Raw genomic sequence first — 19,667 nt, forward strand, 5'->3', positions numbered from 1 at the left:
CGCAAAATTAGCAAACCCAGGTGGAAACCTAGCGAACATTCACATTAGCAACAGGTAGACGGCCATTTCACCGTGTGCAATCGTGTGGAAGTACACCCCATGGGCCTAGCAAGCCTGCAAATTGCCGCTCCAGCAGTTCGAGTCGAACTCGACCGTGGGGCACCGACCGACCAGAGAAGTGGAGTCAGAGATGTCGACCACCGGCACCCCGAAGACCGCTGCGGAAATCCAGAAGGATTGGGACACCAACCCGCGTTGGAAGGGCATCACCCGTAACTACACCCCGGAGCAGGTCACCAAGCTCCAGGGCACCGTTGTCGAGGAGAACACCCTCGCCCGCCGTGGCGCCGAGATCCTCTGGGAGGGCGTGAACGGCGACGGCTACATCAACGCGCTCGGCGCGCTCACCGGCAATATGGCGGTCCAGCAGGTCCGCGCCGGCCTGAAGGCCATCTACCTCTCCGGTTGGCAGGTCGCCGGTGATGCGAACCTCTCCGGCCACACCTACCCCGACCAGTCGCTGTACCCGGCCAACTCGGTTCCGGCCGTGGTGCGCCGCATCAACAACGCGCTGCTGCGCGCCGACGAGATCGCCAAGGTCGAGGGCGACACCTCGGTCGACAACTGGCTGGTCCCGATCGTCGCCGACGGTGAGGCCGGCTTCGGTGGCGCGCTGAACGTCTACGAGCTGCAGAAGGCCATGATCGCGGCCGGCGCCGCGGGCACCCACTGGGAGGACCAGCTGGCCTCCGAGAAGAAGTGTGGCCACCTGGGCGGCAAGGTCCTCATCCCGACCTCGCAGCACATCCGCACCCTGACCTCCGCGCGTCTGGCCGCCGACGTCGCCGACGTCCCGACCGTGGTCATCGCCCGCACCGACGCCGAGGCCGCCACCCTCATCACCACCGATGTGGACGAGCGCGACCAGCCGTTCATCACCGGCGAGCGCACCTCCGAGGGCTTCTTCCACGTGAAGAAGGGCATCGAGCCCTGCATCGCGCGTGCCAAGGCCTACGCCCCGTACGCCGACCTGATCTGGATGGAGACCGGCACCCCGGACCTGGAGCTGGCCCGCAAGTTCGCCGAGTCGGTCAAGTCCGAGTTCCCGGACCAGCTGCTGGCCTACAACTGCTCGCCGTCCTTCAACTGGAAGGCGCACCTGGACGACGCCACCATCGCGAAGTTCCAGCGCGAGCTGGGCGCGATGGGCTTCAAGTTCCAGTTCATCACCCTGGCCGGCTTCCACGCGCTGAACTACTCCATGTTCGACCTGGCCTACGGCTACGCCCGCGAGGGTATGACCGCCTACGTCGACCTGCAGGAGCGCGAGTTCGCGGCCGAGGCCCGCGGCTACACCGCCACCAAGCACCAGCGTGAGGTCGGTGCCGGCTACTTCGACACCATCGCCACCACGGTTGACCCGAACACCTCGACCGCGGCGCTGAAGGGCTCCACCGAAGAGGGTCAGTTCCACTGAGCCGGAACAACTTTCGGATGTTCACGCATCTGATCCATGAGTCGATGCCGGGAGCGGAGCGGCGCTCCCGGCACCGGCTCATCAGCCCTTCCCGCTGAACAGCCCCAGCGGGGAGGGCATCCCTATACCTTGGTCCATCGAAGGCGCTCACACTCCGGAGCTCACCTTCGTACAGAGCCACCGACAGCCAAGACAAACAGCAGGAGCGGGACGTGAGCAGCGACAAGATTCAACGCGTCGGCGTGATCGGCGCCGGACAGATGGGCGCGGGTATCGCGGAGGTGTGTGCCAGGGCGCACGTCGACGTGCTGGTGTACGAGCAGACCCGGGAACTAGCTGCCGCCGGACGCGCCCGCATCCTGCGCTCCCTCGACCGCGGCGTGAGCAGCGGCAAGATCACCGAGCGCGAGCGTGAGCAGGCCGCGTGGCGGCTGCGCTTCACCTCCGACCTCGGCGATTTCGCCGACCGCCAGCTGGTGGTCGAGGCCGTGCTGGAGAACGAGGACGTGAAGACCTCGATCTTCGCCGAGCTGGACAAGGTCGTCACCGACCCGGACGCCGTGCTGGCCTCCAACACCTCATCCATCCCGATCATGAAGATCGCGGTGGCCACCGCCAACCCGGAGCGGGTTGTCGGCATGCACTTCTTCAACCCGGTGCCCGTGCTCCCGCTGGTCGAGCTGGTCACCACGCTCAAGACGAGCGAGTCGGTGTCGCAGCGCGCCGAGGCCTTCGCGAGCGATGTGCTCGACAAGCAGGTGGTGCGCTCCGCCGACCGCTCCGGTTTCGTGGTGAACGCGCTGCTGGTGCCGTACCTGCTCTCGGCCATCCGGATGGTCGAATCCGGTTTCGCCACAAAGGAAGACGTCGACAAGGCGATGGTGCTCGGCTGTGCCCACCCGATGGGCCCGCTCGCGCTGACCGATCTCGTCGGGCTGGACACCGTGAAGTCGATCGCGGATTCGATGTACGCCGAATTCAAGGAGCCGCTGTATTCGGCCCCGCCGCTGTTGATGCGAATGGTCGAGGCCGGGCTGCTGGGTAAGAAATCCGGTGCCGGTTTCTACCAGTACAACCGCGCTTGATACAGCCGCGGGCCCGGTAATCCACCGGGCCCGCGCCGTTTCCGGCCTAAGCTGCTAAGAGGGAGTTTCAGCGCCATGGTCAACCTCACCGAAGGATTCGGATCCAGCATCCTCGGCTACCCCAGAATCGGACCGCATCGGGAACTCAAGCGGGCGCTGGAGTCCTACTGGCACGGCAGCCTGTCCCGCGCGGAGCTGCTCGCCGTCGGCCGCGATATTCAGGAGCGCCAGTTCAACGAGCTGGCGGCGACCGGGTTGACCCAGGTCCCCGGCAATACCTTCTCCTTCTACGACCACGTCCTCGACAACGCGCTGCTGTTCGGCGCGGTGCCCAAGCGGTTCGAACCGTACCGGGATGGGCTGGATCCGCTCGACTTCTACTTCCTGATGGCCCGTGGCCGTCCGGATCTGCCGCCGCTCGAGCTGGTGCGCTACTTCAGCACCAACTACCACTACCGGCAGCCGGAACTGGATGCCGACACCGAATTCTCGCTGCATCCGGAGGCCCTGCTCGACGAGTGGGATCGGGCGAAGGCGCGGGATATCGAGCTGCGGCCGGTGGTGCTCGGCCCGGTTTCGCTGCTGCTGCTCTCGAAGGCCGGTCCGGTGCCGGGCGAGGCCGAATTCGACACGCTGAGCCTGCTGGACAAGCTGCTTCCGGTGTACGAGCAGCTGTTCGAGATCCTGGCCAAGCGCGGTTCCACCTGTGTGCAGCTGGATGAGCCCGCGTTCACCAGCGAGCGCACCGAGGCCGAACTGGCCGCGTTCGAGCGGGCCTACCAACAGCTTTCGACGGCGCCGCTGCGGCCGCGCATGCTGGTCACCGGGCAGTACGGCGATTTCGGTGCGGCGCTGACGATTCTGGCGCGCACCGGCGTCGAGGCGATCGGGCTCGACCTGGCCAGCCACCGGATGCGTCCGGAGGATCTGGCGCAGGTGCCGGGCATTCGACGCAAGCGCCTGTACGCGGGTGTGATCAGCGGCCGCAATGTGTGGCGGGCCGACCGCTACGTGACGCTGGAGTACCTCAACGAGCTCGCGCAGGTGTGCCCGGATCTGGTGGTCTCCACCGGAACCACGCTGCTGCACGTGCCGTACGACCTGCTCGTCGAGTACGAGATCGACGGCAATGTCGCCGACCGGCTCGCCTTCGCGAAACAGAAGGTGGGCGAGGTGGTTTCGCTGGCGAAGGCGCTCACCGAGGGCCCGTCGGACAAGTGGCGCAAACGGCCGACCGAGGTGCACTTCAAACAGAAACACGCGGTGCGCCAACGGGTTTACGCGATCACCTCGGATATGCGCTCGCGCGAACCGTACGAGGTGCGCCGAGAGGCGCAGCAGCGCAAGCTGAATCTGCCGCCGGTGCCGACGACGACGCTCGGCTCCTTCCCGCAGACGAACCGAATTCGCCAGGCGCGCTACGACCTCGGGCAGGGGCGGCTGTCCTACGAGGAGTACCGCAAGCGGATCGAGGCCGAGATCGAGTCGACGATCCGGTTGCAGGAGGACATCGGCCTGGATGTGCTCGTGCACGGTGAGCACGAGCGCAACGATATGATCCAGTACTTCGCCGAACTGCTCGACGGCTTCGCGACCACCCACTTCGGCTGGGTGCAGGTGTACGGATCCCGTTGTGTGCGACCGCCGATCCTCTACGGTGACGTGGCGCGCCCGGCGCCGATGTCGGTGGAGTGGATCAGCTACGCGCAGTCGCTCACCGACAAGCCGGTGAAGGGTATGGTGACCGGTCCGGTGACGATGATCGCGCGCTCGTTCGTCCGGCAGGATCAGCCGCTGCACGAGACCGCCGATCAGGTCGCGCTGGCGATCCGGGACGAGCTGGCCGATCTGGAACGGGCCGGTATCGCCATCATCCAGGTGGACGAGCCCGCCATCCGGGAGATGCTGCCGCTGCGTCCCGAGGGTAGGGCGGAGTACCTGCGCTGGGCGGTCGGCGCGTTCCGGCTGGCCACCTCCGGGGTCGCGCCGGAAACCCAAATCCACACGCATATCGGGTATTCCGGCCGCGCCGAGGTGGTCGAGGCGATCGAGGAACTCGATGCCGACGTCACCGCGATCGTGGCGACCCGTTCGATCGAATGGGTGCTCAAGGCGTTGAAGACCGACAGCGCGTCCGGGCACGGGCTGAGCCACGGCGTCGGGCCCGGCGTGTACGAGAGTCGATCGGCGCGTATCCCGGATATCGACGAGCTGGACGAATTGCTCACCGCCGCAGCGGAAGCCGTGACGCCGGAGCGGCTGTGGGCCAATCCGGACGGCGGACTGAAGACCAGGCACTACTGGCAGTTGGAGCCGTCGCTGCGGAATATGGTCGCGGCCGCGCGCCGACTGCGCCGCCGCGTCGAACAGGGGTAGAGCGTTGGCCGCCTTGCCATTTCATGGGAAGGCGGCCAATTTCCCGACCGGCCGGAATTTCACCGCGGCCGGGGAGCGTTCTATCGAGGCATGACTATCGAGAACAACTGGCCGGAACCGTTGCCGGTCGCTCAGGTTCGCATCGCTCGGCCCACCGACCGGCTCGCCGAGATCGTGCGGTTCTACGTTGATGGTTTGGGGTTGCGCGAGCTGTTCCGCTTCGAGAATCATGCGGGCTACAGCGGTGTGATGCTCGGACTACCCGGCACCACATACCATTTGGAATTCACCTCGCATGTCGACGGCAGTCCCGGCGATGCGCCGAGCGCGGAACATCTACTGGTGCTCTACTTCGACGGCGCGGCGGAGCAGCAGCGGGTCGCGGCGCGACTGCGCGAATTCGGCGCACCGGAGGTGACGCCGGAGAATTCGTACTGGCCCGAACACGGCGCGCTCGCCTTCGCGGATCCGGACGGCTGGCAGGTGTTGCTGCTGCCGCAGCCGGTGTTCCGGTCCGCGTAGTACCGGGCCGGGCGACATACCGGACCGGATACCGCGATTCGCCGCGTGGGTGTCCGATGCTGGTCCGATGGCCATTGTGCTGGCGTTGGTGTCGATGTGCTCGACCCTGCTCGGCGGGCTGATCGCGATGCGCGTCGGCGAGCGCAGGCGGTTGGTGCTCGGTCTGGCCGCGGGCGTAATGCTCGGGGTGGTGTTCTTCGACCTGCTGCCGGAGGCGCTTATCGAGACCCGGGCGCCGGTGCACGGCGTCCCGGTCGCGCTGCTGGCCGCGGTGGTCGGCTTCTTCACCATTCACATCATCGAGCGCGAGATGGCGATCCATCGCGGGCACGAGGGCGAATATGGTTCGCACACACATGATTTGGAATCGGTGGGGCTGCTCGCCGCGGCAGGCCTGGTATTCCACAGCATGCTCGACGGTTTCGGCATCGGGATCGGCTTCCAGGCGGGCGCCTCGGTGGGCATCGCGGTCGCCATCGCCGTGATCTGTCACGACTTCGCCGATGGTTTCAACGCTTTCACCATTCCGACGCTGTACGGCAACGCGCGGCGGCGGGCGCTGCTGATACTGCTGCTCGACGCGCTCGCGCCGGTCGCCGGTGCGGTACTCGGCACCGTGCTCACCGTGCCCGCGGAATTCGCCGGGCTGTACCTCGGCTACTTCGCCGGATTCCTGCTGTACCTGGCGACCGCCGATATCCTGCCCGAGGCACATGCCGGGCGGCCGTCGCGTGCCGTCCTGTTTTATACGCTCGCCGGTGCCGCGCTGATGTTTCTCGTTGCGGCGCTTAATAATTGACCGTCAGTCGGTCTTGGTATCCATCAGTTCGGCCAGCGCCCGGATACTGTCGATGAGGTCATCGGCCGACGGTGCGTGTTCCGGATCGACCATCCATTGGATCAGCATGCCGCCGATCAGCGTCTGCAGCGCGACACCGATCCGCTGATCGGATTGCCCGAGCTGTTCGGACAGTCCGGCGCGGGCGGCCTGTTGGGCCGCAGCGGTTTCCGCGCGTACCTCGGGCAGATGCAGTGCCTGTGCGGTGCTCTCGACATTGGCAGACCAGAGCGCGCGATCCGCGGTGAACGAGTCGACCAGCTTGTGCCAGAAGGCATTCAGCCGCACGGCCGGATCGCCGGTCCGCGCGTCGGGCAGCGATTCGAGCAGCTGCGTCACTGCCGCGGCGGTCGATTCGAGCATGGCCTGGTTGAGCAGTTTGTCGCGGGTGCCGAAGTGATAGTTGATCGCGGCCAGATTGGTGCCGGATGCGGCGACGATATCGCGCACGGTGGTGCGGGCGTAGCCGCGCTCGGCCAGGCACTGTTTGGCCGCGGCGAGGAGATCTTCTCGGGTTCCCACCCACCCAGGGTAGCAGCGGGGCATACGAGCGTTTGTGACAGCTGTTTCAAACGAATGTTTGTGACAATTGTTTGAAACGTGTGTATGGTCGTAACTGTTGGCTCAACCGCACGAAAGTTCACGGATATGACCGCTCAGCGTCTGCTCTCCCCCTTCGAAACCGACTACTTCAGCACCGATACCCGCCTCGGCAGCGTGCCGATCGGCGGCATGCCGCTCTACATCGGCAGTACCGTCCGCGGCCGGATCGACGCCGAAATCCTGCGTCGCGTGCTGGCCGAACTCGCCGCCGGACATTCGCTCTTGCGCAGCTCGGTCGTGGAAACCGATGGGGTGCTCAGCTTCCGGTGCGTCGACACCCACCGGCCCGTGCTGGAGATCGCCGACGGCGGCGCGGCCGAATACTTGGAATTAGTGAATTCCCAACAGGATTGGCGTGCCGGGCTGTTCCGGGCGCGGCTGCTGCGCGACGGCGACCTGACCCGGATCGTGCTGATCATCCATCACGGCATCGCCGACGGCCGCTCCGCCTTCGCCCTGCTGGACGAGATGTGGCAGCGTTACACCGGCCATATTGTCGGATCGCCACTGCCGCAGGTGAATTCGACGGTGCTGCTCGATGGCGTCGACAATCTGCTCGCCGCCGTCACCGTCGAGGCCGAGGTGGACGAATTCCTGGCGGAGATCCGGGCCGCCGTACTCGCCGCGGATCCGGCGGACGCGCCGCGCAGGCTGCCCAAAGACGGTGACGGCATTGGTGATCCGCGCGGCAGGCTGGCGCTTCAGCGGATCGAACTGACCGAGGAGGAGACCGGAGCCTTGGTGAATACCGCCCGGGCACATGGTCTTTCGGTGAACAGCCTGCTGTCCGGCGCCGCCATGGCCGCGGTCCGCGCCCAGCTGGAGCCGGGCACCGGTCCGCTGCCGCTGCTGTGTGGTCACGCGGTGGACCTGCGCTACGAACTGGTCCCGCGCCTGTCCGCATCGACCATGCTCAACTGTGCCTCCGGCGTCGGGACGCCGGTCGTCGCCGACGAGGACGCGGACCCGATCGCGCTGGCGCGGGCGGTCGCCGACGGGATGCGGCTGGCGCTGGACACCCGCTTCGCCGCCCTGCTCATGCGGGCCACCCATCGCGAACTGGACGAGTTGACCGCGGCCGCCTTCGCATCCGGGCCGACGCTCGCACTGTCGAATGTCGGTCGGCTGCCCGCGCATTCGCTGCCCGCCGGTATCCATGTCATCCGCGACGACGTCTTCGCCATGATGCCGGGTATGCCGCCGAAGATGACCGTCTTCACCGTCGGCGCCCGCCTGATCATCCAGGTCGAATACGACACCGCCGAGCACACGCACGCGCAGATGGGCAGGCTCACCCGGGCGACGGCCGAACAGATTCGCCTCGTCACCCGCGGCGTGGTCGGTGTGGAGTAATCCGAAAAGGTCGCTCCGGCAAGCGTTTCGGAGCGGCCTTTCGGCTCACAGCGTGGAAATGTCGATGACGAACCGGTATTGCACATCGCTGGCGACGACGCGGTCGTACGCGGAATCGATCTCGTCGGCGGAGATGAGTTCGATTTCCGCGCCGATGCCGTGCGCCGCACAGAAATTCAGCATTTCCTGGGTCTGCGCGATACCGCCGATCATCGAACCGGCCAGTGATCGGCGCAGGCCGGTGAGGTTGCGCGCCGTCACCGTCATCGGGGTTTCGGGCAGGCCGAGCAGCACCATGGTGCCGTCGAGGGTGAGCAGCTTCAGGTACTGGTCGATCGGCAGGTCGCTCGAGACCGTGTTGAGAATCAGGTCGAAGCGGCCGCGCAGTTCGCGGAAGGTCTCCCGCTCGCTGGTCGCGTAGTAGTCGGTCGCGCCGAGGCGCAGGCCGTCCTCGCGCTTGCGCAGCGACTGGCTGAGCACCGTGACCTCGGCGCCCATCGCGGCGGCGATCTTCACCCCGACGTGCCCGAGCCCACCCATGCCGATGATGGCGACCCGCTTGCCGGGGCCCGCCTGCCAGTGCCGCAGCGGCGAGTAGAGGGTGACGCCCGCGCACAGCAGCGGCGCGGCCACATCGAGCCCGATGCCCTCCGGAATGCCGACGACGAAACTCTCGGTGACCACGATCTGGGTCGAGTACCCGCCCATGGTGTAGCCCTCGGCCTGCTGCGACGCGTCGACCGGGGTGTTGTAGGTCCAGACGGTGCCGTTTGCGCAGTACTGCTCCTCGTCGGCCAGACAGGGCGCGCACCGGCCACAGGAGCCGACCATGCAGCCGACGCCGACCCGGTCGCCCACCCGGTATTTGGTGACGGCGGAGCCGACGCCCGCGACGAGTCCGGCGATCTCGTGCCCCGGCACGCACGGGTAGGCGGTGCCCTTCCATTCGTTGCGGGCGGTGTGGATATCCGAATGGCAGATGCCCGCGTATTTGATGTCGATGAGCACATCGTGCGGACCCAGTTCACGGCGCTCGATCGTCACCTTCTCGAATGCGCCGTCGGGTGCGGAGATGGCGTAAGCGGCAGCTGTGGTCATGCTTCTATGCCTACCGCCGCATGGATGTAATTGCCACTCGCTAACGAAATTTGCCAGCTCACCCGGCCGCATGGACCGGGCGGACGGTGTTTTTCCGATCCGGGACGGGCATATGCGGCCACAATGGAATTGGTCGACAGAAAGCGGAGAGCCATGGACCGCGGTATGAGCGTCAGGCCCGGAGGAGGTAGCGCAGCGTGACCACGCAGGGCCCGCGAATACCGCCGGACGATGCGGCACGGCGCCGCGGCGCGGGTGGCGGCCGCGTACTGGCGACCATTGTCGTGGCGGTCCTGGCCGTCACCGCATTTCTCGGCTTTCGTGGCGAATTGCCGGGATGGCCGCCGTCCGACGGCGAAACCGCGCCGGTCACGTTGGCCGCCGTACCGCCGTTGGATCCGGATTACGTCAAATCGGTCGTCGATCCGGCGCTGGTGAACATCAGCGCGTCAACCAAACCGTTCGGGCTCGGCGCCGCCGGCTCCGGCATCGTGCTCACCACCGACGGCCAGGTGCTCACCAGCCAGCACGTGGTGAAGGGTGCCGACACCGTCACCGTCACCGATGTCGGCAACGGCGTCGTCTACAACGCCACCGTGCTCGGCTACGACGCGGCCGCCGATATCGCGCTGCTCGCGCTCGCCGGCGCACACGATCTGGTGCCCGCCCGCATCGGCAGTTCCGCCGACGTGCGCCTGCGCGACGAGGTGATGGCCATCGGCAATGCGGGCGGCGTCGGCGGCACACCGACCGCGGTCGGCGGCCGGATCACCGATCTGAACAGCGCCATCGTCGCGGTCAATGCCGCCGATCTCACCAAGAAGTCGCTCAGCGGCATGTTCGAGGTGGCGGCGCCGGTCACCTCCGGACAGTCCGGGGGTGCGCTCGCGGACCGCCTCGGCGCGGTGGTCGGCGTCGTGGCCGCGGCATCGGGCGATTCCGGCAAGGCGGTGGGTCATCCGCCGAACGGTTACGCCGTCCCGATCGATACGGCCATGCGCATCGTGCGCCAAATCCGTTCCGGCACACCGACCGACACCGTGCACATCGGGCCGACCGCGACCCTCGGCGTTGTCGTCTCCGACGCCAAATCCACGGCGGGCGCCCACATCGACGTGGCCATCTACGGACTCCCCGCCCAGTCCGCCGGACTCACCGAGGGCGAGGTGATCACCGCCATCGACGGCCGCCCGATCACCACCGCGAGCGCGTTGCGGGCGGCCATCAACGTCCGCAAACCCGACGAGACCATCCAGGTCGGAATCATCACCCCCGACGGTTCCCAACGCACCGTACCGATCGTCCTCGCCCTCGGCACCCCCAATTAGGTTGCGCCGCATGGGGATTACGAATGGGCTATCAAACCTCGGCGTCGCCGGATGGGTGCTCGCCGGGCGGCGGGGCGGTGCTGAGCGCGACCATTCGACGTAAGACCTCTGGGGCTAAAGCGAATTCGAATTCGTTGCCGCCGCTTTCGAAGATGAAGTTGAGGTAGTCCGGCTGCTACCTGGCGGAATACTCCTGCTGGAGTAATCGGCGGCCGGGTGGGAAGACCACTTCGTCGAACTGGATGACGGTGTTGTCGGTCGCGTACAGGGTGAGCTCGTAGACCAGGACCGCGGCGGGGCGGGGTAGTCCGAGCAGTTCCCGCTCCTCGCCGCTGGCCAGCCGGGCGCTGACCCGGTCTCGGCCGTGTGCGGCCCGGCGGCCGCCGGCGGACTCCAGATAGGCCAGCGTGCCACCGGAGAGCCGTTCGGCGGCAAGCAGTTTCGGTGCGGTGGCGGCGAACGCTGCCGGGTACCATGACGTTGCCAGCTCTGTTGGCCCGGAATCATTGGTAGCCAACCGTTTCCGCATGATCGCGGCATGTCCGTCGGGCAGGCGCAATACCTCCGCGACGTGTTCCGGCGGGTCGACGGCCGCCACCCGGAGTATGCGCACCGATGCGTGCTCCGCATAGGGTGCGCCGAAACTCCTTGTATGCCCGTACTGTTCGCGATCGACGGCCGGCATTCCGCGGTCGGCCACATAGGTTCCCGAGCCGCGGCGTGATTCCACGATGCCCTGCTGCCGCAGGGTGTTCAGCGCCTTGGCCGCGGTCGGCCTGGCGACCTTCCAGCGCACCGCCAATTCCCGCTCGGACTCGACCTCGTCGCCCGGCGCGAGCTCGCCGCGCTCGATCCGGTTCCGGATGTCCTGGGCGATCTGGAGATATTTCGGTACCACCGCATCGAATTCGGGCACAGGACGCCTTCCGCCGCCGACATCGCCGGATAACCTCCGGGCAGTGTAACAACGGCTGCGTCAAGCGGGTAACGCGCGGCCTTACCGGACGGTAGAGTGCACGCCGAAAACGGTGTGGACCGAACGGAAGGGGGTGGCTGGCGGTGCCGGATACCGGGCAGCGCAGGGCACGCGAGTTGTACGCCGCCGCCGTCGATTCGACCGGGAACGAACCCCTCGAGTTGGCGGGTGACGTCGCCGAGAAATTGGCGGCGGCCTGCGACAAACTGGTCAGTGATCTGCAAAGGGCAAAGGCCACAGCGCATCTCGTCACCGATGTGCGCGGCTTCGCGAATCTGCCGACGGGACATGGGTTGTCGGCCGGGTTCAATGCCAAGGGCAGGCAGTTCCTCGAGCTGCTGACCGCCTTCCAGGAGACCGCGCTGCTCTACAAGGCCGCGTATCTGGCGGCGGCGCACCAGCTCTGCGCCGCGGACGCGGCGAACCGGGTGGCGTTGGAGCTGGCAGCCGATCAACTGGAGCTACCGTGACCGCCCCCGCCCGCCGCACTCGGCGGCGCTGAGGGGGACCGATGGCAGACTCCACGGCACGCGCCGCCGCCGACCGGATCCGGGCTCGCCTCGCGGCGAGGCCCGAATCCCACAGCGGTGGAACGGATCCCGCGTACGCACCGGAACGGGAACACTTCGGCGGCTACACCCACCAGGAGATCTGGGATCTGGTCCACGAGGCGCTCGACCCGGCCGCCCTCGGCCGGGTCGCCGAGGCCTGGCAGGCCGGCGCCGACGCCGTTGCCGAAGCGTTCCAAGCCTTTTCCGACACCGTCAACCGCGAATTCGCGAATTGGTCCGGGCGCACCGCCGCCGCGGCCGGGCAGGCAACCCGCGAATTCGTCATGGCGGGTATCGACGCGCACGAGACCGCTCGCGCGATACAGCAGCTGATGGAACTGAATTGCGATGCCGCACAAACCATCCGGGCCGCGATACCGGCCCCGCAGCCATACCTACCGCTCGCCGACCCGGCCGCCGAGGCGGCACTCGGCGGTCGGCGCAGGATGGAATACGACATCGCGGCCGCCGCGGCCCAGGCCGATGCGCAGGACACGATGACCTACGTATATACGCCGACCATGCCCGCCTCCGGCGATCGCGTACCCCGCTTCACCGACCCGCCCGACGGCCGGACCGCGGCCGCGGGCCCACCCGCCGTGCCCTCCTCCGGAAGCGGGAGCGCCTTGCCGTGAAGTGGGTGCTCACCCCGGACGAATTCACCCACGTCTGGGAGAACGAAACGAATCTCGATCGCCGCCCCTACCCGATAAACCTGGCTCGAGCCAATACGGTGCGCACCGAAAAGGAATATGCCGCACTGCGTTTGGCGCAGCGCTTCGGCAAACAGGCCGATGCGGACCTGGCCGCGGCGCTCACCCTCTGTGCCAGAGCCGATGCCACCACCGTCACCGTCTCCGGTGTCCGAACCCGGCCGCCCCGCAACGGTTCCGGACCCGAGGACGAGCGGATTCTCGCCTTCGCCGCCGCGGTGCACAAACACGCGGGCATCCTGGTCGCGACGCCGGAGCGGGTGACCGTGCGGATGTGTCACATCAACGCGCTCGGCCAGCTGCTGGTGCAGATCATCGGGCCGGCGCGGGCCGGGCGGGTGGGGCCGCTGCGCGAACCGCAGGACGCGGTGCTCACCCCGCTCGGCGCGCAGGAGCCGCCGTCGGCCAACGGAACTCGCGGTGCGGCCAGGTTCCGGCAGATGCTGTGCAAGCCGGTGGACGGCCGCGGCTTCATCACGGTGACGGTGGAACCGGAGAATCCGATGTCCCCGCCGACCAGGCACCGCACCTGGCTGGATTTCACCGGCGACGGGCGGTACCTGCTGACCACGGCGCAGGACATGGTGCTCACCCCGGTCTCGGATCCGGAATTCGCCGCCGAACTGCTTCGGATGGCGCATATCTGCTGATGCTGCGCGATTTGTGCGCACGCACGTGGTAGTTCTGAATGATGGCCAAACAATGGGCGCGTCCCGCGACCGATGCGTTGCGGGCCGCCGGTCTGCGCATCGCGGATCTGGATACCTCCGGCACACCCGGCTTCAAGGGTGATAAGAAGGCCGGCCGGGAGCTGCTGGCCGAACGCACGCAGGTGCTGTCGGATCTGCAGGAGAAGCTGTACGCCAACGGTCGCTCCGGCGACGGTCGCAGCGTGCTGCTGGTGCTGCAGGGTATGGACACCGCGGGTAAGGGCGGTATCGTCCGGCACGTCATCGGATCGGTGGATCCGCAGGGTGTCGACCATGCCGCGTTCGGCGTTCCGACGCTGGAGGAGAAGCGGCACCACTATCTGTGGCGCATCCGTAAACAGCTGCCGCGCGGCGGACAGCTCGGCGTCTTCGATCGCTCGCACTACGAGGACGTGCTGGTGGTCCGGGTGCACAACCTGGTGCCGCCGAAGGTGTGGGAGCCGCGCTACGACGAAATCAACGCCTTCGAGCGGGAATTGGTCGACGAGGGCACCACGCTGGTGAAGGTGGCCATGTTCGTCTCGCTGGACGAGCAGAAACGGCGGCTGCGCGAACGCCTGGAACGCTCGGACAAGTACTGGAAGTTCAATCCGAACGATATCGAGGAGCGCGCCTACTGGCCCGCCTATCAGGAGGCCTACCAGGTGATGCTGGAGCGGACCTCGACAGAGCACGCGCCCTGGTATGTGCTGCCCGCCGACCACAAGTGGTACTCCCGGCTCGCGGTCACCGAATTGTTGATCGACGCGCTGGAGCGGCTGAAATTGGATTGGCCGCCTGCCCAATTCGACGTGACGGAACAGTTGCGACTATTGGAGCGGGCCTGACCCCAGATACCGTGATGCCGGAAATTTCGGGTTCTCTCAGGTTCGGCCAGCATGATGTGCCTCGTGGCCGGTAGCGCCCGGGGTGGGCTCCGGAACTACGATCGTGACGGCAGGCAGCCGGCAGAGCGAAAGGCGTGGTGAACGCACGGTGAGCAAGAATCCGGGTCGGAAGACGAATGCGCTGTCCAAGGTGCAGAACGCCGATCGCAACCGCACCATTTTCATTCAGGTCGCGGTGGCCGTCGTGCTGATCGGCCTGGTGGCCGCCATCGGAGTCGGGATCGCGATCAAGAAGGCGCGCAAAGACGATCCGGGTCCGACGCCGACCATCGCCGCCACCCAGAACACCGCGAACTTCGCCGCATCGATCACCGATAAGGGCGCGATCCGGATCGGCAAGCCGGACGCCAAGGTGACCGTCCGGGTCATCGCCGACCTGCAGTGCCCGGCCTGCAAGGGCTTCGAGGCGGCCAACTCCCAGGTGTTGGAGGACGCCGTGAAGAACGGCACCGCCGCCGTGGAATACAACATCATCGCATTCCTCGACCGGATGTCCGGCGGCACCGAATACTCCTCGCGGTCCGCCAACGCGGCATACTGCGTCGCCGGTTCGGATCCGACCAAATTCCAGGCCTGGGTGGCGGCCATGTACGCCCAGCAGCCGCCGGAAAACGGTACGGGCCTGACCGACGACAAGATCATCCAGATCGCCAAGGACGCCGGTTACACCGATCCTTCGGTGGCACAGTGCATTACCGATCGCAAGTACAACAAGTACGTGCAGGCGCGCACCAACGACGTGCTGAAGAGCGGTATCCAGTCGACGCCGACGGTGTACGTCAACGGCAAGCAGATCGATTCCAGCCAGGTGCTCTTCGCGCAGGGTGGACTCGCGCCGGTCATCGCCGACGCGGCCAAGTGAGCCGATAGTGGGTACTACCTCGGTCCGGGCCTCCTGGTTGTTGCTGATCGGCGGGCTGGCGGGTTGGCTGGCCGCGGTCGCGCTGACCATCGAACGGTTCAAACTGTTCACCGATCCCGGCTACACCCCGTCGTGCAGCATCAACCCGATCCTGTCCTGCGGGTCGGTGATGGTGACCAAGCAGGCCGCGGTGTTCGGATTCCCGAATCCGCTCATCGGCGTCGTCGGATTCTCCGTGGTCGTCACGCTCGCCGTGCTGTCCGTCGCGGGTGTCGCGATGCCGCGCTGGATCTGGGGCGGGCTGTGGTTGGGCAATGTGCTCGGTGTCGGCTTCATCTGCTGGCTGATCTTCCAGAGCCTGTACCGGATCAACGCGCTGTGCCCCTACTGCATGGTGGTGTGGGCGATCATCACCCCGCTGCTCACGGTGAGCACCCAGCAGCTGTGGGGCGGATCCAGAGGGCCGCTGCGGATTGTCGCGGAGTGGCGGTGGACGTTCGTCGCGCTGTTCTACGCGGTGGTGCTGCTGCTGGTCTTCCTGCGCTTCCAGGACTACTGGCTCTCGCTGGTGTAATTCGGTGATACGAAGGGCCGCAGCGTTATCGGATGCGCTGCGGCCCTTGCGTATTCATCGCGGTCGAGTCGCGCTGACGTACTGGAGGGAGCGGTGGATCCGCTGCTCGATATCGACGAGACCGTGCTCGGCGAAGAGTGCCGGAAAGGTTTCGGTATCGAAGACGCGCAGGCCGATCCAGCCGCCCGCGATCTTGCTCGCCTGGCTGAACGGCGGATTCCAGCGGTGACTGGTGCTGATGGCGATGCGGCCGCCGGGCGCGAGGACGCGGATCATCTCGCGGGTGGCGGTGAGCGGATCCGGAATCAGATATAGCGCGCCGAAGCAGCACACCGCGTCGAAGGCGGCGTCCTGGAAGGGAAGTCGCCGGGCGTCGCCGCGGAGATAGCCGACGCGGGGGCCGGAATTGTCGATGCGGGCGCGGGCCAGCATCGGCTCGGAGTAGTCGAGGCCGACGGCGTAGCCGCCGCCGGTGAGCGCATTGCTCAGGTATCGGGTGAAATTTCCTGGGCCGCAGGCGATGTCGAGAACCTTCTGATCGCCGCCGAGTCGCAGCGTGCGCACCGCGTCGCGGCGATCCGCCGAGGTGGTGCGCCCGCTGGCGAGATAGAACAGCGCGGGGCGCCATGCCCGCTCGTAGACGGCGGCGAGAGCGGGTTCGTTCATGGTGCGCCGGGCGAGGTTCAACGTCGGCTCCTTGCTACTGGATGCGAAAGAGCGGGCGATACCGGAATATCGCCCGCCGCAGCATGATTCAGGCGCGTTCCACCTCGATGGTCATCCCGGCCGCGCGCAGCCGTTCGGTGAGCACGTCGCCCATCGCCGCCGCCGGGGTGAGGATTCCGGCGAGCTCCGGCTGTTTGTCGGTGTCGAAGGCCAGACACAGACCGCTCTCGCCGAGCATCACCGAGGTCGCCTTGTAGCCGGGATCGCCCTTACCGGCAAAGGTGGCAACGTATTTCGCGCCGGATGAGGTGTACGCGTAGGTCTTCATGCTGAACCAGCCGCTGTCCCTGGTCTTTTCGCCGGGTCCGGTGCCCGGCTTCGGCAGCACTCGGTCGAGCAGCTTGCGCCCGGCCGCCGCCCGGGAGAGCACCGCGCCCGCCGCCATGGTGGCCACGATTCCGCCGGCGACACCCGCCGCCACCAGCGGCGCGACCGGCGATTTACCGGCGCTCATCACCTCGCGGTAGCGGAAGTTCTTGCCGTACACCCAACCGAGCAGCCCGTTGGTGCGGCGCACGATCTTGGTGTTGTGCGAGGCCATGATGAAGGTGCCGACCCAGCCGTCCAGGCTGGGGTCGATGGTGCTCGCGCGCATCAGCGCCTGATCGGACTGGCGGCCGACATCCGGATCCATCGAGCGGTCCGGGCTGAGTGAATAAGGGTGGGAGAGAATGGATCCCTTGGCCGGATCGGCCGCGATGGCCTCCATCATGGCCCGGCCCGAATCGATGGTGCCGCCGCTGACACCGCCCCGCATGGATGCGATGAGCGTGGTGTCCTCCAACTCGCCGGTGTTGTCGGCGACCGTGCGCCGATACAGCTCGTACACGCTCAGATCCGACGGAATCGAGTCGAAGCCACAGGAATTCACGATCTTCGCACCGGTCGCGACGGCCTGATCGTGGTACTGATCGATGGCGTCCCGGATGAACAGCGGCTCACCGGTGAGGTCCGCGTAATGGGTGCCCGCCTTGGCGCAGGCGGCGACCAGCGGCATCCCGTAACGCAGGTACGGCCCGACCGTGGTGATCACCACCTTGGTTCGCGCCGCGAGCGCGTCCAACGCCGCCTGATCGGTCGAATCGGCAACGACCAGGCCCCAATTCGCGGCCTTCGGCCCCAATTCGGTTCGGACAGCGGTCAATTTGTCCAGCGACCGACCCGCCAGCCCGATTCGCGCGGTGCCCGGCGCCGCGCCGAGCAGGTAGCGCGCGGTGAGCTTGCCAACGAAACCCGTTGCGCCGAAAAGGATTATGTCGAATTCGCGGCTATCCGCCATATCGTTCATCTACTTCCGATTTGGTATCTGCGATCAGGCCTTGCGCGCCGTTGATTTGGCCCTGGACTTGGAGTTCTGCCTGCCACGCGCCGGCTTCGGCGCGGGCGGCGGGTTCTGTGCCAGCCATTCGTGGTGGATCCGGCCCAGCTCGGTGACCGGCGGCTCACCGTACAGCCATTCGCGGGCGATCGCATGCCAGTTCGCGGTGGCGTCCAGCTGACCGAGCATGCCGAAGGTCAGGAAGTCGGCGCGCCGCGAGAACAGATGCTCCGGCGGCAGATTCTGCTGTTTCATACCGGCGAATTCACTGGCCCGCGGATCGACCGCGAGCAGGAACGCGCCGCTGGCCAGCTCCGGGGTGATCTTCAATTCCTCGTCGATCAAACACCATTCGGAGGCGGCGAGCACGTATTCGAGGCATTCCTCGGCGCCGATCTCCTCCGGCGAATCGATGACGCCGCGTTGAATCATCAACTCGCGTAGGTCTTCCGCGCGGTCCTCCGCGGCCGCGCGCAGACAGATGGCCTCGAATTGCACGTGCTCGGGGTCCATTCGGTTGAACAGCCCGAAATCCAGGAACCCGACCCGCCCGTCATCGCAGAGCAGCACATTGCCCGGATGCGGGTCGCCGCAGAACTCGTTGAACGTGAACAGCGATCCGACATAGAAGCGGTAGATGATCTCGCCGATCCGGTCCCGCTCGGCCTGCGGTAGCTGCCGGATCTCCTCGAAACCACGGCCCGGCAGGTATTCGCTGACCAGCACCCGCGTCGAACTCAGTTCCGGGATCGAGCGCGGCACCCGGATGAACGGGTGACCCGCGTACAACCCGGCGATCTCCAGCTGGGTCGCGGCCTCGGTGTGGTAGTCCAGCTCGCCCTCCATATTCAGGCGTAGCTCGTCCAGCACCGCGGGCGTCACCCACGGCATCGCCGACTGCAGCACCCGGCGGAACATGTTGAGGTTCTTCAGATCCGCGCGCACGGCCGCATCGATGCCGGGGTACTGCACCTTCACCGCGACATCGCGACCGTCGTGCAGCCGGCCCCGGTAAACCTGCCCGATGGACGCCGCGGCGACCGGTTCCGGCTGGAATTCGGCGAATACCGCGTCCAGCGGCTTGCCGAAGTCCTCCTCGATCACCTGGCGCATCGCCTCGAAAGATACGGTCGGCGCGGCATTGCGCAGCACCGCGAGGCGCTGCTGGAAGCGCTCCCGGTGCGCGGGCGGAACCAGATCCATATCCAGCACGGACATCATCTGGCCGAGTTTCATCGCGACGCCCTTCATGGTGCCGAGCACCATCACCACCTGCTCGGTGGTCCGGAGCATCGATTCCTCGGCCATTTTGGCCCGCACCCGCTGCGATCTGCCGCGCATGGATAGTTTGGCGCGCTGCGTGCGAATCACCGAGCTGGCCGCGACCGCACCCAGCTTGGTGCCACGAGCAAGCCGGGAGGTCGGTACTTGCTTCGCCATCGAGGTACCTCCGTTGGTGCCGACGCGCCCGCGGTGACGCAGCCCACTAGCCGCACCGCTCGGCTTCAGAGTAGCCAACGAAACCGCAAAGTCGAGTCCGCAGCCAAACTTTTGCTAGCGCTCTGCAAGCATCTGCCGCTCCTTCGTCGCGGCTGTTCGCGGCCCCGGGGAGTCTCGCGTCTCAGCGGTCGAGACTCGCGCCTGCGGCGCATGCGCTTCGACCGCTGAGA

At 66.7% G+C, this 19,667-nt stretch carries 19 protein-coding genes; 13 read left to right on the forward strand and 6 right to left on the reverse strand.

Annotated elements, in window-relative coordinates; translation table 11 throughout:
• The first annotated feature begins 190 nt into the window (after window positions 1–190).
• The 5 genes from aceA (at window position 191) to LGY53_RS09420 (ending at window position 6,259) form a co-directional block, all read left to right on the forward strand.
• Complete coding sequence (gene aceA / locus LGY53_RS09400) at window positions 191–1,477, forward strand: isocitrate lyase (RefSeq protein ID WP_167478270.1); 1,287 nt, start codon at window positions 191–193, stop codon at window positions 1,475–1,477.
• A 212-nt stretch (window positions 1,478–1,689) separates the two neighbouring features.
• Window positions 1,690–2,562 carry a 3-hydroxybutyryl-CoA dehydrogenase gene (locus tag LGY53_RS09405; RefSeq protein ID WP_167478269.1) on the forward strand — a complete coding sequence of 291 codons (873 nt, stop codon included), beginning with the start codon at window positions 1,690–1,692 and terminating at the stop codon, window positions 2,560–2,562.
• Window positions 2,563–2,637: 75 nt separating this feature from the next.
• Window positions 2,638–4,938 (forward strand): 5-methyltetrahydropteroyltriglutamate--homocysteine S-methyltransferase, encoded by a 2,301-nt coding sequence (gene metE / locus LGY53_RS09410; protein WP_225726232.1) that lies wholly within the window; start codon window positions 2,638–2,640, stop codon window positions 4,936–4,938.
• 90 nt (window positions 4,939–5,028) lie between these two features.
• Window positions 5,029–5,460, forward strand: a complete 432-nt coding sequence (locus LGY53_RS09415; RefSeq protein WP_225726233.1) for a VOC family protein — start codon at window positions 5,029–5,031, stop codon at window positions 5,458–5,460.
• A 67-nt stretch (window positions 5,461–5,527) separates the two neighbouring features.
• A complete protein-coding gene (locus LGY53_RS09420; RefSeq protein ID WP_225726234.1) occupies window positions 5,528–6,259 on the forward strand; it encodes a ZIP family metal transporter in 732 nt (243 codons plus the stop codon).
• A gap of 3 nt (window positions 6,260–6,262) precedes the next feature.
• Here the strand turns inward: LGY53_RS09420 and LGY53_RS09425 are convergent, their stop codons facing one another.
• Window positions 6,263–6,820, reverse strand: a complete 558-nt coding sequence (locus LGY53_RS09425) for a TetR/AcrR family transcriptional regulator (protein ID WP_225726235.1) — start codon at window positions 6,818–6,820, stop codon at window positions 6,263–6,265.
• Window positions 6,821–6,946: 126 nt separating this feature from the next.
• On the opposite strand from LGY53_RS09425, the gene LGY53_RS09430 reads away from it, so the two are divergent.
• The gene (locus LGY53_RS09430) at window positions 6,947–8,254 is read left to right on the forward strand and encodes a hypothetical protein (protein ID WP_225726236.1); all 1,308 of its coding nucleotides are present in this window, start codon (window positions 6,947–6,949) and stop codon (window positions 8,252–8,254) included.
• 45 nt (window positions 8,255–8,299) lie between these two features.
• On the opposite strand, the gene LGY53_RS09435 is transcribed toward LGY53_RS09430, so the two are convergent.
• A complete protein-coding gene (locus LGY53_RS09435) occupies window positions 8,300–9,352 on the reverse strand; it encodes an NAD(P)-dependent alcohol dehydrogenase (RefSeq protein ID WP_225726237.1) in 1,053 nt (350 codons plus the stop codon).
• 197 nt (window positions 9,353–9,549) lie between these two features.
• On the opposite strand from LGY53_RS09435, the gene LGY53_RS09440 reads away from it, so the two are divergent.
• Window positions 9,550–10,680, forward strand: a complete 1,131-nt coding sequence (locus LGY53_RS09440; protein WP_225726238.1) for a S1C family serine protease — start codon at window positions 9,550–9,552, stop codon at window positions 10,678–10,680.
• A gap of 175 nt (window positions 10,681–10,855) precedes the next feature.
• On the opposite strand, the gene LGY53_RS09445 is transcribed toward LGY53_RS09440, so the two are convergent.
• Entirely contained in the window at window positions 10,856–11,596 is a 741-nt protein-coding gene (locus LGY53_RS09445) for a GntR family transcriptional regulator (RefSeq protein ID WP_225726239.1), read from the reverse strand.
• A 143-nt stretch (window positions 11,597–11,739) separates the two neighbouring features.
• Between LGY53_RS09445 and LGY53_RS09450 the strand changes: the two genes are divergently transcribed.
• The 6 genes from LGY53_RS09450 to LGY53_RS09475 all read left to right on the forward strand — a co-directional run bounded on the left by LGY53_RS09450 (window position 11,740) and on the right by LGY53_RS09475 (window position 15,953).
• Window positions 11,740–12,126, forward strand: a complete 387-nt coding sequence (locus tag LGY53_RS09450; RefSeq protein WP_225726240.1) for a hypothetical protein — start codon at window positions 11,740–11,742, stop codon at window positions 12,124–12,126.
• Between the two features lie 41 nt (window positions 12,127–12,167).
• Entirely contained in the window at window positions 12,168–12,842 is a 675-nt protein-coding gene (locus tag LGY53_RS09455; RefSeq protein WP_225726241.1) for a hypothetical protein, read from the forward strand.
• Window positions 12,839–13,570, forward strand: coding sequence for an ESX secretion-associated protein EspG (locus LGY53_RS09460; RefSeq protein WP_225726242.1), 732 nt, complete (start codon window positions 12,839–12,841; stop codon window positions 13,568–13,570). The genes LGY53_RS09455 and LGY53_RS09460 overlap by 4 nt, the downstream gene beginning before the upstream one ends.
• A 41-nt stretch (window positions 13,571–13,611) precedes the next feature.
• The gene (locus LGY53_RS09465) at window positions 13,612–14,457 is read left to right on the forward strand and encodes a polyphosphate kinase 2 family protein (protein WP_225726287.1); all 846 of its coding nucleotides are present in this window, start codon (window positions 13,612–13,614) and stop codon (window positions 14,455–14,457) included.
• 148 nt (window positions 14,458–14,605) lie between these two features.
• Entirely contained in the window at window positions 14,606–15,379 is a 774-nt protein-coding gene (locus LGY53_RS09470; protein WP_225726243.1) for a thioredoxin domain-containing protein, read from the forward strand.
• 7 nt (window positions 15,380–15,386) lie between these two features.
• Entirely contained in the window at window positions 15,387–15,953 is a 567-nt protein-coding gene (locus LGY53_RS09475) for a vitamin K epoxide reductase family protein (RefSeq protein ID WP_225726244.1), read from the forward strand.
• 54 nt (window positions 15,954–16,007) lie between these two features.
• Here LGY53_RS09475 and LGY53_RS09480 read toward each other — a convergent pair whose 3' ends face one another.
• From LGY53_RS09480 to LGY53_RS09490, 3 genes are all read right to left on the reverse strand, one after another.
• Window positions 16,008–16,640, reverse strand: a complete 633-nt coding sequence (locus LGY53_RS09480; RefSeq protein ID WP_225726245.1) for a class I SAM-dependent methyltransferase — start codon at window positions 16,638–16,640, stop codon at window positions 16,008–16,010.
• A 67-nt stretch (window positions 16,641–16,707) separates the two neighbouring features.
• Complete coding sequence (locus LGY53_RS09485) at window positions 16,708–17,958, reverse strand: trans-acting enoyl reductase family protein (protein ID WP_225726246.1); 1,251 nt, start codon at window positions 17,956–17,958, stop codon at window positions 16,708–16,710.
• 33 nt (window positions 17,959–17,991) lie between these two features.
• Entirely contained in the window at window positions 17,992–19,437 is a 1,446-nt protein-coding gene (locus LGY53_RS09490; protein ID WP_225726247.1) for an AarF/ABC1/UbiB kinase family protein, read from the reverse strand.
• Between the last annotated feature and the right edge of the window lie 230 nt (window positions 19,438–19,667).

The sequence above is a fragment of the Nocardia sp. JCM 34519.1 genome (assembly GCF_020361265.1).
In the GTDB taxonomy this organism is placed as follows: domain Bacteria; phylum Actinomycetota; class Actinomycetes; order Mycobacteriales; family Mycobacteriaceae; genus Nocardia; species Nocardia arthritidis_A.